This window comes from Phaeobacter sp. JH20_34 (assembly GCF_048056095.1).
Lineage (GTDB): Bacteria > Pseudomonadota > Alphaproteobacteria > Rhodobacterales > Rhodobacteraceae > Phaeobacter > Phaeobacter bryozoorum.
This window is the reverse complement of the sequence record NZ_JAYMWT010000016.1, coordinates 268,178-281,693: the sequence shown is the minus strand read 5'-3', so window position 1 is coordinate 281,693 and position 13,516 is coordinate 268,178. Positions and strand designations below refer to the sequence as shown.

Below are 13,516 nucleotides of genomic sequence, written 5' to 3'. Positions count from 1 at the left end.
CCGATCGCGATGGAGCAGGGCCTGCGCTTTGCGATCCGCGAAGGCGGCCGCACCGTCGGCGCCGGCGTTGTGTCGAAAATCACCGACTAAGGTCGAGTTTCCACCGGAAACTCTGGCCTGTGGTGAGTGGTGGTTTTCCGCAGGAAAATCGCCGAGCGCCACTCAGGTGAAACAAAAGAAAGGCCGCTCCAACCGGGGCGGCCTTTTTCTATGTGGCGCGAGGCTCTTCGGGAGTCGGTAGCCCTGATGCTGCGCCTTGAATTGCGCCCGCATAGGTGGCTAAGAGGGTGTCAAAATCACGCCATAATAGTTTCACATTCCAAGCGTTTTCCTCCGCCAAGAAAGGGGAAAGCTTTTAGGGAGTCTTTGAATGGGACGTTTAATTTATTTGTTTCTGATCGCCCCTTGGTGGGTATACGCAGCTGCTGCCGCAGGTTTCTTGTATTTGAGTGAGCAAGTTTATCAGAACGAGTTGAAAGAACAGGCCGATGCCACAGCTGCGTTGGCCCAGCCGATTCCGGGCCGGGTGGATTTGTCTGCTTTTGACAGGCAGAGCGATGTCGGTCTGGCGGACGAGGTTCACATTGGTGGGTGGATCAATACGAATTTCAATTATCATCTTCGCAAGACCAAGAAAGGTAGCGTCCGCACAGAAGGGTATATGTATGTGCTGCAAGGCGCCGCTGACACTTCGAGCACTAAACAGGTCCGTGCCATTATTTTGATGTCGGAGCGTGAGAAAGCTGATTTCATCAGCCGAATCTCCGAGTTTCAGGTCCCTGGTAAGCTGGACGAGACTGGGCATTCGTACTTTGCGTTCAATGGTGTGAGCACCAATGCAGGATCTTTTTCGGACCTGGTTAACGATGCCTTCAAAGAACAGGGGCTGATGAAGGGCCCGGACTTCATAGTCGTCGAGCCGTTTTGGGAAGGCCGGGAAAAGGGATTGACCTATGCGGGCGATCCTCAAAGGTTGCGCGGGAAGTTGTGGAAGCTTTCCGGCATTCTGCTTGTACTGGCAGCGATCAAATTCGGATTGGCTCGCCGTAGCAAGCAGCGGCAGAGCGAACGGGACGCTGCCAGTGTCGAACGGGCAATCTTCGCCAGTTCTACCATCGCCAGTGCTGGCGAGAAAGGTGCCCGGTTTGGCAGGCCGGACCCTGGAGTGTCTCAGCCGAAAACGCTGCGCCAGACTGCAGCAAGAGTGCAGAAAACGTTACCTGAGCGGTCCAGTCCTGAACTGCAGTCCGAGGAAGAAGGGGAGGCCCATGGATTGGCAAAAGCAGGGTTTATGCAGCGATTTACCCAGGCGTCCAGAAAATCCCAGATGATCCTCTTGGGGATGGTTTTTATTCTTCCGTTTTGCGTAGTGAAACCCGCCTTTGGAGGGATGGTTCTGCCTATCGCGTTTATGGTCTACATCTACTGGTCAATTGGCGCGAAGGCTGCGTCATCTGTACGGGAGGCGTTGGAGGAGGTTGGCCTTCTCAAACCCAGAATCTCCCGCTTAGCAAAGCAGGACCCTTTCAGTCGGCTGGAAGCCCAAGCAAGGAATTTCCGATAGCGCAAGTCAGGGCGGTTGGCCTGACTGCCCTAACTATCTGGACAAGATGATAATCAAACCCCAAACCCGTCGCCCGCCCCAAACGCAAACGTATCGGTGCGGAACCCCTTGCCACACACGGCTATCAGGCGTATACGGCGCCATCCCGCACTGCGGGGCAAAGGCGGGGTGATTCCCGCCTTTTGGGTTCGATGAGGGTGCGCGGTGGTCGCTTGCCCTCCTCTCAACCCCAACGCCTGAAAAAAAGGCATGACTATGCAAAGCCAAAATATCCGTATCCGGCTGAAGGCATTCGACTTCCGCGTACTGGACGCCAGCACGCAGGAAATCGTGAACACTGCCAAGCGGACCGGCGCGCAGGTGCGCGGCCCGATCCCCCTGCCGAACAAGATTGAGAAATTCACCGTTCTGCGTGGCCCGCACGTTGACAAGAAATCTCGTGACCAGTTCGAGATCCGCACCCACAAGCGGCTCCTGGACATCGTTGATCCGACCCCCCAGACCGTGGACGCGCTGATGAAGCTCGACCTCGCCGCTGGTGTGGACGTCGAAATCAAGCTGCAATCCTAAGATCGGAGGGTAAACATATGCGCTCTGGTATTATCGCAAAGAAAGTCGGCATGACCCGGCTGTTCCTCGAAGACGGCAAGCAGGTTCCTGTGACCGTTCTTCAGCTGGACGGCCTGCAAGTGACCGCACAGCGCACCGAGGAAAAGGACGGCTACACCGCCGTTCAGCTCGGCGCAGGTTCGGCCAAGGTCAAGCGCGTCTCCAAAGCCATGCGCGGCCACTTCGCAGCAGCGAAGGTTGAGCCCAAGCGCAAGCTGGTTGAGTTCCGCGTGCCTGCGGACGCCCTGATCGAAGTGGGCGCGGAAATCTCCGCCGAGCACTTCCTGGAAGGTCAGAAGGTAGACGTGACCGGCACCTCCATCGGTAAAGGTTTTGCCGGTGCGATGAAGCGCTGGAACTTCGGTGGTCTGCGCGCCTCGCACGGTGTGTCGATCTCCCACCGTTCCCACGGTTCGACCGGTCAGTGTCAGGATCCCGGCAAGGTTTTCAAAGGCAAGAAAATGGCCGGCCACATGGGTGCTGCCCGCGTGACCACTCAGAACCTTGAAGTCGTCAAGACCGACGCCGATCGTGGCCTGATCATGATCAAAGGCGCCGTTCCCGGCTCCAAAGGTGGCTGGGTCACCGTCAAAGACGCCGTGAAAAAGAAAGCCCCCGAAGGTCTGCCTTTCCCGGCAGCTCTGAAGTCGGCTGCAGCGGAAGAAGTCTCCGCGGAAGGTGGTGAAGCATGAAACTTGATGTGATCAAACTGGACGGCGGCAAAGCCGGCGACATCGAGCTGGATGCAGAGCTGTTCGGCCTGGAGCCGCGCACCGACATCCTGCACCGTGTGGTGCGCTGGCAGCGTAACAACGCGCAGGCCGGTACCCACAAGGTCAAGACGCGGTCCGAGACCTCCTACTCGACCAAGAAGATCTATCGCCAGAAGGGCACCGGCGGCGCACGCCACGGTGACCGTAACGCGCCGATCTTCCGCAAGGGTGGTGTCTACAAGGGTCCGACCCCGCGTTCGCACGGCCACGAGCTGACCAAGAAATTCCGCAAGCTGGGTCTGCGCCACGCGCTGTCCGCCAAGGCAAAAGCGGGTGAACTGGTCGTTATCGAAAACGCCGATTCCGAAGGCAAGACCGCCGCTCTGGCCAAACAGGTCAAGGACCTGGGCTGGAAGCGCGCGCTGGTCATCGATGGTGCATCCGTGAACGAGGGCTTCGCCCGCGCCGCGCGCAACATCGAAGGTCTGGATATCCTGCCGACAATGGGCGCAAACGTCTATGACATCCTGAAGCGTGACACCCTGGTGCTCACCAAAGCAGGTGTCGAAGCACTGGAGGCTCGCCTGAAATGAGCGCGAAGGCAGAACACTACGACGTGATCCGCAAGCCGATCATCACCGAAAAAGCAACCATGGCATCCGAAACCGGTGCGGTGGTCTTCGAAGTGGCGATCGACTCCAACAAACCCCAGATCAAAGAAGCCGTTGAGGCGCTCTTTGGTGTGAAGGTCAAAGCGGTCAACACCACCATCACCAAGGGTAAGGTCAAGCGTTTCCGCGGCCAGCTGGGCAAGCGTAAAGACGTGAAAAAAGCCTACGTCACCCTGGAAGAAGGCAACACCATCGACGTGTCCACCGGACTCTGAGATCTGCCTTTTTACAAGATTGAGAGGCCCTCGCGGAAGCGGGGGCCTTTTTCGTTGGGGAATACTACGAAGGTCTGGGCCTGACCCAGGTTGGGCGTGATGCGCCCTCCCGTTTCGCCGAAGTCAAGTCCGTGCTGTGCCGGGGAGGGGCGGGCCACCGCGCCAGCGTCATGCCGAAGGCATGCCTCCGGCATGACCCGCCCCCATGGGGCGGCGCTTTGACTGGTGGTGTGCCTGTCGGTGAGCTTCTACGGATTTGGCGGGATAAACTGCCGAACGCGGGTGTTGAGAGCGCCACCCCGCGGGACGGCGCTGGCGGAGGGAAGTATAGTATCTGTTTGGCTTTGTGAGCTACTGTGAAGTTTCGGCGCAGTACGCGTCGAGTAGTTATTTTGAGGCGAAGATGATTTTTGAAACAGAAAATTGGAAGGCTGCCACGCCGAGCGACTTGGTGGGCTTTTTAGACCGCAAGAGCAAATCGGAAAGCTCAAAATTTGGAGCGCTACTGGCCTTTCGGAGCAAACTGTCTCCCTTGACAGTTTACAAGTACTTAGTGGCGAGATTTGGAGAGCCTAATGGGTTTATGACGCTTTCCAAAAGGAGCAATGATAGCGACAATCTAGTTCACTGGGATTTCCTCTTGTTGGCTGGCGAGCATCGTATTTGGATCCAGGGAGGAAGTCGCGATGTTCAGGTAGGGATTAGCGGGCGTAAAATGAGCCCCTTGGACTGGGTCAAGTTTGTTAATGCACTCAAGAGGGATTTCGGCAACCAAGGCAAGAAGATGAGTGCGATCGGTCATAGGCTGCAGAAATGGAAGCTAGTCTCTAACAGGTATGCTTTGATCGCAGAAGTATGTGCCGGGTATCACGAAGTGCTGAACGAAAATAGTGCTTCACCTGATTTTTCTGTTCCTCGTCGAACATCCAGCAAAGGCATCAAACAATACCAGCGCAAGATACGCGGAATGGGAGCAAGATCTAGCAAGCTTTTCGGCGCTGCGATTTCTTTGGAACTTCTGACGCCAATCTTAGCCGAAAGTTTCATCAACCTTTTAATTTTTGCTCTGCGTCGAGAGGAGCTGCGCCAGAATGTACGTCAGTACGAGACATTTGTTCGCCAGCCAATTGACACCAGAGTTTTCGATTTACACCTGAAGTGTGTGGGTTTTATCGGTGGCGTAGATGCTACGCGTAGCGAGTACGAAAACTTCAAGAAGGTAATGGATCGTAGAAATCTACGTGTTCACGGGAATGTAGATGTCTCGGTGGACGAGATTGAGGAAGTTTTCTTTGACGACTACATTCCGCTCTATAGGGAAGGCGGGGATCCAATCTTGACGTTCTTTGAGAACCAAGAAAAGGTCTTTGACATTGACGGTGTTCTTGAGAGGTACCATCACGCACATGAGTTCATGGCCTATGTTCGTAGTCTCGTTAAACCGAAATATATGGAAGGCCTCAACCTCATGATGGAGGACACTTCGTTTGGATTCGATGAAAGCCGCAAGATCATGGGACGCCTATTTCCGTCCCACGAAGCTACGATGGTAGTGCCAGTGCAATACGATGATGAACTGAAGGTGGATTGGGGTAAGTGGGATTGATTAGTTTGATCCACACTAGACTCCCCGAAACACCTCTGCTAAGCCGCACCAATCCTGACGACCCCGGATTCGCTCCGGGGTTATTACGTTTGTCAGGATGTTCGAACCTGGGGACCTTCGGGGCCCTATAATCTGGCCACCCTAGTAGGGCGTCTCATTGTGGGACAACCGGGCGGGGGGCTTACACATAGCGGGCCCAAAGACAAAAACCTAAGGGTCTGCACGCTAAACGGAAGACAGAAAGCATGGCACTCAAGTCGTATAAGCCGACGACGCCGGGCCAGCGTGGGCTGGTTCTGATCGACCGTTCGGAGCTTTGGAAAGGGCGTCCGGTCAAATCTCTCACTGAGGGTCTGACCAAATCGGGCGGCCGGAACAACACCGGACGGATCACTTCACGTCGTCGTGGCGGCGGCGCAAAGCGTCTCTACCGGATCGTTGACTTCAAACGGAACAAATTTGATGTCGCGGCAACCGTTGAACGGATCGAATATGACCCGAACCGGACCGCATTCATCGCGCTGATCAAATACGAAGACGGCGAGCAGGCCTATATCCTCGCTCCGCAGCGTCTGGCAGTTGGTGACAAGGTGATCGCATCCGCGAAGGCCGACATCAAGCCGGGCAACGCAATGCCGTTCTCGGGTATGCCGATCGGTACCATCGTTCACAACATCGAAATGAAGCCCGGCAAAGGCGGCCAGATCGCCCGTGCAGCCGGTACTTACGCTCAGTTCGTTGGTCGTGATGGTGGCTACGCTCAGATCCGCCTGTCCTCGGGCGAACTGCGCCTGGTTCGTCAGGAATGCATGGCCACCGTTGGTGCCGTCAGCAACCCCGACAACTCGAACCAGAACTTTGGTAAAGCCGGCCGTATGCGCCACAAGGGCAAGCGTCCTTCTGTGCGTGGTGTGGTTATGAACCCGATCGACCACCCGCACGGTGGTGGTGAAGGTCGTACCTCCGGTGGCCGTCACCCCGTGACACCCTGGGGTAAGCCGACCAAAGGCAAGCGTACCCGCAACAAAAACAAAGCGTCGCAAAAGCTTATCATCCGCTCGCGCCACGCCAAGAAGAAGGGACGTTAACATATGTCTCGCTCTGTATGGAAAGGCCCCTTTGTCGATGCTTACGTGCTGAAAAAAGCCGAAGCAGCGCGCGAGTCGGGCCGCAATGAAGTCATCAAGATCTGGTCGCGCCGCTCGACGATCCTGCCCCAGTTCGTGGGCCTGACGTTTGGCGTTTACAACGGTCAGAAGCACATCCCCGTCAACGTCTCGGAAGACATGATCGGTCAGAAGTTCGGTGAATATTCGCCGACACGGACCTACTACGGTCATGCTGCGGACAAAAAAGCGAAGCGGAAGTAAGTCATGGGCAAGGCAAAAAATCCCCGCCGCGTGGCAGACAACGAAGCAATGGCAAAACTGCGCATGCTCCGTACCTCCCCGCAGAAACTGAACCTCGTCGCCGCTATGATCCGTGGCAAGAAAGTTGAGAAGGCTCTGACCGACCTGACTTTCTCCAACAAGCGGGTCGCACAGGACGTGAAGAAATGCCTTCAGTCCGCCATCGCGAACGCCGAGAACAACCATAACCTGGACGTCGATGAACTGATCGTTGCCGAGGCTTATGTGGGTAAGAACCTGACCATGAAACGCGGCCGTCCTCGTGCCCGTGGCCGGTTTGGCAAAATCCTCAAGCCGTTTTCGGAGATCACCATCAAGGTGCGTCAAGTTGAGGAGCAAGCCTAATGGGACATAAAGTCAATCCGGTCGGCATGCGCCTTCAGGTCAACCGCACCTGGGACAGCCGTTGGTACGCCGACACCAAAGACTATGGTGATCTGCTGCTGGAAGACCTGCGCATCCGTGATTTCATCAAGGAAGAGTGCAAGCAGGCAGGCATCGCCCGCGTGATCATCGAACGCCCCCACAAGAAGTGCCGTGTGACCATTCACACCGCACGTCCGGGCGTGATCATCGGTAAAAAAGGTGCTGACATCGAAGTGCTGCGCAAGAAGCTCGCCTCGATGACAGACTCGGAACTGCACCTCAACATCGTTGAAGTCCGCAAGCCCGAGCTCGACGCACAGCTGGTTGGCGAGTCCATCGCTCAGCAGCTGGAACGTCGTGTGTCCTTCCGTCGCGCGATGAAGCGTGCCGTGCAGAACGCCATGCGTATGGGCGCCCTGGGTATCCGGGTGAACGTTGCAGGTCGTCTGGGTGGTGCTGAAATCGCACGGACCGAATGGTACCGTGAAGGTCGTGTGCCGCTGCACACGCTGCGCGCCGACATCGATTACGCTCACTCCGAAGCCATGACCCCTTACGGGATCATCGGGATCAAAGTCTGGATCTTCAAAGGCGAGATCATGGAACACGATCCTCAGGCGCGTGACCGTAAAGCACAGGAACTCCAGGACGGTCCGGCACCTCGCGGTGCAGGCGGTCGTCGCTAAGGAGGAGATGACATGCTTCAACCAAAGCGTACTAAATTCCGCAAAATGCACAAAGGCCGGATTTCCGGCGAAGCAAAAGGCGGTTCGGACCTGAACTTCGGCACCTATGGCCTGAAGGCAACCACTCCTGAGCGTGTTACCGCGCGTCAGATCGAGGCTGCCCGTCGTGCCATGACCCGCCACATGAAGCGTCAGGGTCGTGTCTGGATCCGCATCTTCCCGGATACCCCGGTAACCTCCAAGCCCGTCGAAGTTCGTATGGGTAAAGGTAAGGGCTCCGTGGATTACTGGGCTTGCAAAGTGAAGCCCGGTCGCGTGATGTTCGAGATCGACGGCGTCAATGACGACATCGCACGCGAGGCCCTGCGCCTGGCCGCGATGAAGCTGCCGGTCAAGACCCGCGTCGTGGTTCGCGAAGACTGGTAAGCGGCGGCGCTCTTGCGCATCCGATGAGAAAACAAAAAGCCCCCGCCGAGCAATCGGTGGGGGTTTTCTTATGTGCCTTCGGCGTAGAATGATTTGTCCGCCCCGGCGGCGGGCGGTCAGGCTAGCGATATTTTGCGGCGGTGATGAACTCTCCGAAGGCCTCACACCAGATCACCACGGTGGTGTAATCCTCGATGTTGATCCCTTCGGGGATGGGCAGGATCAGCCCGTCGAACATCTTCACATCGCCAATCCGCGCCGACGCGGCCTTGATCGCCTCGAACCCGGCCTCATCCTCAACAAACTCTGGCGTCAGGTAGAGTTTGTAGTCCGGTCCCGGTGCCAGCTCGCCCATATGGGTGATCTGCTGCGGCGACAGGCTGATGCTGCCGGTGCCCCAATGCAGGAAATCGCTGCCGACCAGATCGCGGCTGAAACTGCCGGTAAAGCGTGCTCCTTTGGCGCTTTCGCTCAGGGTTGCGGCATCCGGGCTTTGCGGCGCGGTCAGGATTGGCAACATATAGATACCCAACGCAAATCCGAACGCCAGCGCGATCCCATGGCTCAGCAGTCTCAATATCCAGCGCATGTTCCGCTCCTCATCCTGGGTGAGGCCAGCTTATGGGCGGGCGCGGTGAAAAGGGAAGGGGGCAGACCTATCTTGTCCGGCAAAGCATCTCGTACTCACCCTGATGTTGCGCTAAAGGACAGATATGGCACAGATAGATTCCCTCTTTGTAACCCGTCTCTACCGCGCAGCCCTGTCCGAACACGGACCAAAGGTTGATGCCGGTGAACTTGAAAACTCCTGCTTCGTGATCGCTCAGGATGATGAAGCCGGTCAGGATTGGTGCGAGGAGAACGGCTATCCCGGCTATACCTCCTATGCCTCGCTGACCGATCTGCCGTGGCGCTTCCCGATTTTTGCCGATCTGGTGAAGTCGCTCGATCTTCATGTCGCGGCCTTTGCCAAGGATCTGGAGCTGGATCTGGACGGGCGTGCGTTGGTTCTGGAGGATCTCTGGATCAACATCCTGCCCGAGGGCGGCACCCACGCCAGTCACATCCACCCTCATTCGGTGATCTCCGGCACGACCTATGTGTCGATGCCCGAAGGCGCGAGCGCGCTGAAGCTGGAGGACCCGCGCCACGCCATGATGATGGCGCATCCCCCGCGCATGAAGGACTGCCGTCAGGAGCTGAAGACATTTGTCTACCAGTCGCCCGCCGTCGGGGATGTGCTGCTGTGGGAAAGCTTCATCCGCCACGAGGTGCCGATGAACATGGCCGAAGACGAGCGCGTTTCGGTGAGCTTTAATTACCGCTGGGAGTGAGGCTCCGCAGAGATTTCGGTCTCTGCTAGCAGAGCTATGATGGTTCTCGAACTTGCGGTGAGGCGCGGTTTTGTGAGAGTGTTTGGATATGGCGAAATCTACTAACTCTGAAACTGTAAAAGGTGGGAAGATTGCTCGAAGCGCGAATACAGGGCGCTTCGTCGAGGTTCGCACGGCTAAGGGTACCAGTAAGGCGACGGAGAAAACGTTGGCTGTGGTCAAGGAGGCTTCATCGAAACGTAAGGACGCGATGAAGAGGCTGGTCAATCGGTAGGCGTCATTATGTCGTGACGCTGGCGGATGCTATCACTGCGCACGACGAGGCGCTGACATATGGTGGTCGATCGGGAATAAGTAGCCTTGATCTGATCGAATCTGCCATAGGGCGGCCATACTCTGGATACCATCGTCCAATTTACCGCAAAGCGGCCGCGCTGCTCGAAAGCTTGGTCGGAAATCACGGCTTTATCGATGGCAACAAGCGAACGGCGTGGCTTGTGACTGAAATTTTGATTGAGCGGAGCGGGTATTTCCTGGCCATACCGGACGACGCGCGGGTAGATGATTTGGTTGTCGGTATCGCAGACGGCTCGCTTTCATTTGGTGACCTCTGTAAGTGGTTCAAAGACCACTTGCAGCCTGCGTAGGAGCGATGGCGGCTAAAGCCCTCCAACCTTTCCCTTGCCCCCACCCTCTATCTCCTCTATAGGGACCCATCGCCTGACCCCTGTCCCGCGTGGATCTGGGGCTGGTGATTCTTTTTGCCGCGTCTTTCGGTGCGGTGTGACATAACCCACCAGGTTCAAAGGTGACCCATCTCGGGGCCTTCTGGTGCTTAGGACAAGGAACAAAGGCGATGAACGCCAATGATCTGCGCGAGAAAACCGTGGATGAACTCCGCGATACCCTCGCATCCCTGAAAAAAGAGAGCTTCAACCTGCGTTTTCAGCAGGCAACCGGTCAGCTGGAATCGACCGCAGGCATCAAGGCGGCCCGCCGCAATGCTGCACGCGTCAAAACCATCCTGAACGAAAAAGCTGCTGCTGCAGCTGAATAAGGAGCTTCTCGAATGCCCAAACGTATCCTGCAAGGCGTTGTGACCTCCGACGCTAACGCACAGACCGTCACCGTTTCCGTTGAGCGCCGCTTTACGCATCCGGTTCTGAAGAAAACCATCCGTAAGTCCAAGAAGTACCGGGCTCACGATGAAAAGAACGCTTTCAAGGTCGGCGATTCCGTACGCATCATCGAGTGCGCGCCGAAATCGAAAACGAAACGCTGGGAAGTTCTGGAAGCCTAAGAGTCTCATCTCGAGACTCCTGGCGACTAGACTTAACAGTTAGTCGAAACCCTGGGGGATTACGCCACGCATCGGCGCCCCAAAGGTCGGGAGAAACCACATGATCCAGATGCAAACAAACCTGGATGTTGCTGACAACTCCGGCGCTCGCCGAGTTCAGTGCATCAAGGTTCTGGGTGGTTCCAAGCGTAAGTACGCATCCGTTGGCGACATCATTGTCGTCTCGGTCAAGGAAGCCATCCCGCGCGGCCGCGTGAAAAAAGGGGACGTCCGCAAGGCCGTCGTCGTACGCACCGCCAAAGAGGTCCGTCGTGAAGACGGTACCGCAATCCGTTTTGACCGCAATGCAGCTGTCATCCTGAACAACAACAACGAGCCCGTAGGTACCCGTATCTTTGGCCCGGTTGTTCGTGAGCTGCGCGCGAAAAACTTCATGAAGATCATCTCGCTCGCTCCGGAGGTGCTGTAATCATGGCTGCGAAACTCCGCAAAGGCGACAAGGTCGTCGTGCTGGCCGGCAAGGACAAGGGCAAAGAAGGCACCATCGCCTCCGTTGACCCCAAAGCCGGCAAAGCCATCGTTGACGGTGTGAACATGGCAATCCGCCACACACGTCAGACCCAGTCTGACCAGGGTGGCCGTCTGCCCAAGGCACTGCCCATCCAGCTGTCGAACCTGGCCCTGCTGGACGCAAACGGCAAAGCAACCCGCGTTGGCTTCCGTATGGAAGGTGACAAGAAAGTGCGCTTCGCCAAAACCACGGGGGACGTGATTGATGCTTGATAACGCAACCTATACCCCGCGTCTGAAGGCTCTCTACAAGGAAACCATCCGTGGCGCCCTGAAAGAAGAGTTCGGCTACAAGAACGACATGATGATCCCCAAGCTGGACAAAATCGTTCTGAACATCGGCTGCGGCCGTGCTGCCGTCAAAGACAGCAAGAAAGCCAAGTCTGCTCAGGCTGATCTGACCGCAATCGCGGGCCAGAAGGCACTGACCACAGTGGCAAAGAACTCCATCGCCGGCTTCCGCGTTCGCGAAGGCATGCCGATGGGCGCAAAGGTGACTCTGCGCGGCGACCGGATGTACGAATTCCTCGACCGTCTGACCACCATCGCGATGCCCCGTATCCGCGACTTCCGCGGCGTGTCGGGCACGTCTTTTGACGGCCGTGGCAACTATGCCATGGGTCTGAAAGAGCACATGGTCTTCCCTGAGATCGACTTCGACAAGATCGACGAAGCTTGGGGTATGGACATCGTGATTGCCACCACCGCGAATACCGACGCGGAAGCAAAGGCGCTGTTGAAAGCTTTCAACATGCCCTTCAATAGCTAAGCGCGGGAAGGAAGAGACATGGCTAAGAAAAGCATGATCGAACGCGAGAAGAAGCGCGAACGCCTGGTGGCAAAATACGCCGCAAAGCGTGCCGAGCTGAAAGAAATCGCAAACGACGAATCTCGCCCGATGGAAGAGCGCTTCAAGGCGCGCCTCGACCTGGCGAAACTGCCGCGTAACTCGTCGGCAACCCGTCTGCACAACCGCTGCCAGCTGACCGGCCGTCCTCACGCTTACTACCGTAAGCTGAAGATCAGCCGTATCGCACTGCGGGAACTGGGCTCGAATGGCCAGATCCCCGGCATGGTGAAATCGAGCTGGTAAGGGAGAGACTGATATGAACGATCCTATCGGCGATATGCTCACCCGTATCCGTAACTCGCAAATGCGCGGCAAATCCACTGTCATGACACCGGCTTCCAAGCTGCGTGCATGGGTTCTGGATGTGCTGAAGCAAGAGGGTTACATCCGCGGTTATGAGTCTGCGACTGATGCAAAGGGCCACCCGGCTCTGGAAATCAGCCTGAAATACTTCGATGGCGAACCTGTCATTCGTGAACTGAAGCGGGTCTCCAAACCCGGTCGTCGCGTTTACATGGGCGTCAATGACATCCCGTCGGTCCGTCAGGGCCTGGGTGTGTCGATTGTCTCCACCCCCAAGGGTGTGATGTCGGACGCAAGCGCACGCGCAGCCAACGTTGGCGGCGAAGTGCTCTGCACCGTCTTCTAAGGAGGCCCCACGATGTCCCGTATTGGTAAAAAACCGGTCGAACTTCCCAGCGGCGTAACTGCTTCTGTGTCCGGCCAGACCATCGAAGTCAAAGGCCCGAAAGGCGCCCGCAGCTTCACCGCGACCGACGACGTCACCCTGACTGTTGATGACAATGTCATCAAAGTGGATCCCCGCGGCAAATCCAAGCGCGCGCGCCAGCAGTGGGGCATGTCCCGCACCATGGTCGCGAACCTGGTTGCAGGCGTGACCACCGGCTTCAAAAAAGAGCTGGAGATCCAGGGTGTGGGTTACCGGGCTCAGATGCAGGGCAACACCCTGAAGCTGAACCTGGGCTACAGCCACGACGTTGATTTCACTGCCCCGGAAGGTGTCACCATCACCGCACCGAAGCAGACCGAAATCGTTGTCGAAGGTAATGATCAACAACTCGTTGGCGAAGTTGCGGCCAAAATCCGCGACTGGCGTCGTCCCGAGCCCTACAAGGGCAAAGGCATTCGCTACAAAGGCGAGTTTATCTTCCGCAAGGAAGGCAAGAAGAAGTAAGG

General features: G+C 56.8%; 23 protein-coding genes. 22 read left to right on the top strand and 1 reads right to left on the bottom strand.

From position 1 onward, the window contains the following. The 12 genes from VWZ81_RS13065 to rplP all read left to right on the top strand — a co-directional run. Positions 1–90 (top strand): hypothetical protein (locus VWZ81_RS13065; RefSeq protein WP_416542768.1); only part of this gene is annotated, 90 nt, incomplete at its 5' end. A 280-nt stretch (positions 91–370) separates the two neighbouring features. Continuing rightward, positions 371–1,564 carry a hypothetical protein gene (locus tag VWZ81_RS13060; RefSeq protein ID WP_416542823.1) on the top strand — a complete coding sequence of 398 codons (1,194 nt, stop codon included), beginning with the start codon at positions 371–373 and terminating at the stop codon, positions 1,562–1,564. 255 nt (positions 1,565–1,819) lie between these two features. Next, positions 1,820–2,134, top strand: coding sequence for a 30S ribosomal protein S10 (gene rpsJ, locus VWZ81_RS13055; protein ID WP_008563081.1), 315 nt, complete (start codon positions 1,820–1,822; stop codon positions 2,132–2,134). Between the two features lie 17 nt (positions 2,135–2,151). Then, positions 2,152–2,865: a 50S ribosomal protein L3 gene (gene rplC, locus VWZ81_RS13050; protein ID WP_102870588.1), complete on the top strand. Its 714-nt coding sequence runs from the start codon at positions 2,152–2,154 to the stop codon at positions 2,863–2,865. Beyond that, positions 2,862–3,479: a 50S ribosomal protein L4 gene (gene rplD, locus VWZ81_RS13045; protein ID WP_340546591.1), complete on the top strand. Its 618-nt coding sequence runs from the start codon at positions 2,862–2,864 to the stop codon at positions 3,477–3,479. Before rplC ends, rplD begins: the two co-directional genes overlap by 4 nt. Beyond that, positions 3,476–3,772 carry a 50S ribosomal protein L23 gene (locus tag VWZ81_RS13040; RefSeq protein ID WP_102849743.1) on the top strand — a complete coding sequence of 99 codons (297 nt, stop codon included), beginning with the start codon at positions 3,476–3,478 and terminating at the stop codon, positions 3,770–3,772. Before rplD ends, VWZ81_RS13040 begins: the two co-directional genes overlap by 4 nt. A 403-nt stretch (positions 3,773–4,175) precedes the next feature. Beyond that, positions 4,176–5,378: a hypothetical protein gene (locus VWZ81_RS13035; RefSeq protein ID WP_416542822.1), complete on the top strand. Its 1,203-nt coding sequence runs from the start codon at positions 4,176–4,178 to the stop codon at positions 5,376–5,378. Positions 5,379–5,623: 245 nt separating this feature from the next. After that, positions 5,624–6,466, top strand: coding sequence for a 50S ribosomal protein L2 (gene rplB, locus VWZ81_RS13030; protein ID WP_008561157.1), 843 nt, complete (start codon positions 5,624–5,626; stop codon positions 6,464–6,466). Between the two features lie 3 nt (positions 6,467–6,469). Further along, positions 6,470–6,748 (top strand): 30S ribosomal protein S19, encoded by a 279-nt coding sequence (gene rpsS, locus VWZ81_RS13025; protein ID WP_005980699.1) that lies wholly within the window; start codon positions 6,470–6,472, stop codon positions 6,746–6,748. Positions 6,749–6,751: 3 nt separating this feature from the next. Further along, entirely contained in the window at positions 6,752–7,132 is a 381-nt protein-coding gene (gene rplV / locus VWZ81_RS13020) for a 50S ribosomal protein L22 (RefSeq protein ID WP_340546592.1), read from the top strand. Beyond that, positions 7,132–7,839 carry a 30S ribosomal protein S3 gene (rpsC, locus tag VWZ81_RS13015; RefSeq protein WP_024095828.1) on the top strand — a complete coding sequence of 236 codons (708 nt, stop codon included), beginning with the start codon at positions 7,132–7,134 and terminating at the stop codon, positions 7,837–7,839. The genes rplV and rpsC overlap by 1 nt, the downstream gene beginning before the upstream one ends. Positions 7,840–7,851: 12 nt before the next feature. After that, positions 7,852–8,265 carry a 50S ribosomal protein L16 gene (gene rplP, locus VWZ81_RS13010; RefSeq protein ID WP_008559969.1) on the top strand — a complete coding sequence of 138 codons (414 nt, stop codon included), beginning with the start codon at positions 7,852–7,854 and terminating at the stop codon, positions 8,263–8,265. Positions 8,266–8,386: 121 nt separating this feature from the next. Here the strand turns inward: rplP and VWZ81_RS13005 are convergent, their stop codons facing one another. Beyond that, positions 8,387–8,854 (bottom strand): DM13 domain-containing protein, encoded by a 468-nt coding sequence (locus tag VWZ81_RS13005; RefSeq protein WP_416542821.1) that lies wholly within the window; start codon positions 8,852–8,854, stop codon positions 8,387–8,389. A 124-nt stretch (positions 8,855–8,978) separates the two neighbouring features. Between VWZ81_RS13005 and VWZ81_RS13000 the strand changes: the two genes are divergently transcribed. The 10 genes from VWZ81_RS13000 (at position 8,979) to rplF (ending at position 13,514) form a co-directional block, all read left to right on the top strand. Further along, complete coding sequence (locus VWZ81_RS13000) at positions 8,979–9,599, top strand: TIGR02466 family protein (RefSeq protein WP_416535606.1); 621 nt, start codon at positions 8,979–8,981, stop codon at positions 9,597–9,599. A gap of 287 nt (positions 9,600–9,886) precedes the next feature. Continuing rightward, positions 9,887–10,246, top strand: coding sequence for a type II toxin-antitoxin system death-on-curing family toxin (locus tag VWZ81_RS12995; protein ID WP_416535605.1), 360 nt, complete (start codon positions 9,887–9,889; stop codon positions 10,244–10,246). Positions 10,247–10,455: 209 nt separating this feature from the next. After that, a complete protein-coding gene (rpmC, locus tag VWZ81_RS12990) occupies positions 10,456–10,656 on the top strand; it encodes a 50S ribosomal protein L29 (RefSeq protein WP_014876000.1) in 201 nt (66 codons plus the stop codon). 12 nt (positions 10,657–10,668) lie between these two features. Further along, positions 10,669–10,899: a 30S ribosomal protein S17 gene (rpsQ, locus tag VWZ81_RS12985; protein ID WP_005621877.1), complete on the top strand. Its 231-nt coding sequence runs from the start codon at positions 10,669–10,671 to the stop codon at positions 10,897–10,899. A gap of 100 nt (positions 10,900–10,999) precedes the next feature. After that, a complete protein-coding gene (gene rplN / locus VWZ81_RS12980) occupies positions 11,000–11,368 on the top strand; it encodes a 50S ribosomal protein L14 (RefSeq protein WP_005621870.1) in 369 nt (122 codons plus the stop codon). 2 nt (positions 11,369–11,370) lie between these two features. Continuing rightward, complete coding sequence (gene rplX / locus VWZ81_RS12975) at positions 11,371–11,682, top strand: 50S ribosomal protein L24 (protein ID WP_014875998.1); 312 nt, start codon at positions 11,371–11,373, stop codon at positions 11,680–11,682. Continuing rightward, the gene (gene rplE, locus VWZ81_RS12970; protein WP_340546596.1) at positions 11,675–12,238 is read left to right on the top strand and encodes a 50S ribosomal protein L5; all 564 of its coding nucleotides are present in this window, start codon (positions 11,675–11,677) and stop codon (positions 12,236–12,238) included. Before rplX ends, rplE begins: the two co-directional genes overlap by 8 nt. Positions 12,239–12,256: 18 nt before the next feature. Further along, complete coding sequence (gene rpsN, locus VWZ81_RS12965) at positions 12,257–12,562, top strand: 30S ribosomal protein S14 (protein ID WP_008561382.1); 306 nt, start codon at positions 12,257–12,259, stop codon at positions 12,560–12,562. 13 nt (positions 12,563–12,575) lie between these two features. Then, positions 12,576–12,968 (top strand): 30S ribosomal protein S8, encoded by a 393-nt coding sequence (gene rpsH / locus VWZ81_RS12960; protein WP_014875996.1) that lies wholly within the window; start codon positions 12,576–12,578, stop codon positions 12,966–12,968. 12 nt (positions 12,969–12,980) lie between these two features. After that, positions 12,981–13,514 (top strand): 50S ribosomal protein L6, encoded by a 534-nt coding sequence (rplF, locus tag VWZ81_RS12955; protein WP_340546597.1) that lies wholly within the window; start codon positions 12,981–12,983, stop codon positions 13,512–13,514. The last annotated feature ends 2 nt before the right edge of the window (positions 13,515–13,516 follow it).

What these genes read in the sequence shown, in the direction of transcription:
- VWZ81_RS13060 (WP_416542823.1), top strand. Translation starts at nt 371, where the DNA reads ATGGGACGTTTAATTTATTTGTTTCTGATCGCCCCTTGGTGGGTATAC.
- rpsJ (WP_008563081.1), top strand. Translation starts at nt 1,820, where the DNA reads ATGCAAAGCCAAAATATCCGTATCCGGCTGAAGGCATTCGACTTCCGC.
- rplC (WP_102870588.1), top strand. Translation starts at nt 2,152, where the DNA reads ATGCGCTCTGGTATTATCGCAAAGAAAGTCGGCATGACCCGGCTGTTC.
- rplD (WP_340546591.1), top strand. Translation starts at nt 2,862, where the DNA reads ATGAAACTTGATGTGATCAAACTGGACGGCGGCAAAGCCGGCGACATC.
- VWZ81_RS13040 (WP_102849743.1), top strand. Translation starts at nt 3,476, where the DNA reads ATGAGCGCGAAGGCAGAACACTACGACGTGATCCGCAAGCCGATCATC.
- VWZ81_RS13035 (WP_416542822.1), top strand. Translation starts at nt 4,176, where the DNA reads ATGATTTTTGAAACAGAAAATTGGAAGGCTGCCACGCCGAGCGACTTG.
- rplB (WP_008561157.1), top strand. Translation starts at nt 5,624, where the DNA reads ATGGCACTCAAGTCGTATAAGCCGACGACGCCGGGCCAGCGTGGGCTG.
- rpsS (WP_005980699.1), top strand. Translation starts at nt 6,470, where the DNA reads ATGTCTCGCTCTGTATGGAAAGGCCCCTTTGTCGATGCTTACGTGCTG.
- rplV (WP_340546592.1), top strand. Translation starts at nt 6,752, where the DNA reads ATGGGCAAGGCAAAAAATCCCCGCCGCGTGGCAGACAACGAAGCAATG.
- rpsC (WP_024095828.1), top strand. Translation starts at nt 7,132, where the DNA reads ATGGGACATAAAGTCAATCCGGTCGGCATGCGCCTTCAGGTCAACCGC.
- rplP (WP_008559969.1), top strand. Translation starts at nt 7,852, where the DNA reads ATGCTTCAACCAAAGCGTACTAAATTCCGCAAAATGCACAAAGGCCGG.
- VWZ81_RS13005 (WP_416542821.1), bottom strand. Translation starts at nt 8,854, where the DNA reads ATGCGCTGGATATTGAGACTGCTGAGCCATGGGATCGCGCTGGCGTTC.
- VWZ81_RS13000 (WP_416535606.1), top strand. Translation starts at nt 8,979, where the DNA reads ATGGCACAGATAGATTCCCTCTTTGTAACCCGTCTCTACCGCGCAGCC.
- rpmC (WP_014876000.1), top strand. Translation starts at nt 10,456, where the DNA reads ATGAACGCCAATGATCTGCGCGAGAAAACCGTGGATGAACTCCGCGAT.
- rpsQ (WP_005621877.1), top strand. Translation starts at nt 10,669, where the DNA reads ATGCCCAAACGTATCCTGCAAGGCGTTGTGACCTCCGACGCTAACGCA.
- rplN (WP_005621870.1), top strand. Translation starts at nt 11,000, where the DNA reads ATGATCCAGATGCAAACAAACCTGGATGTTGCTGACAACTCCGGCGCT.
- rplX (WP_014875998.1), top strand. Translation starts at nt 11,371, where the DNA reads ATGGCTGCGAAACTCCGCAAAGGCGACAAGGTCGTCGTGCTGGCCGGC.
- rplE (WP_340546596.1), top strand. Translation starts at nt 11,675, where the DNA reads ATGCTTGATAACGCAACCTATACCCCGCGTCTGAAGGCTCTCTACAAG.
- rpsN (WP_008561382.1), top strand. Translation starts at nt 12,257, where the DNA reads ATGGCTAAGAAAAGCATGATCGAACGCGAGAAGAAGCGCGAACGCCTG.
- rpsH (WP_014875996.1), top strand. Translation starts at nt 12,576, where the DNA reads ATGAACGATCCTATCGGCGATATGCTCACCCGTATCCGTAACTCGCAA.
- rplF (WP_340546597.1), top strand. Translation starts at nt 12,981, where the DNA reads ATGTCCCGTATTGGTAAAAAACCGGTCGAACTTCCCAGCGGCGTAACT.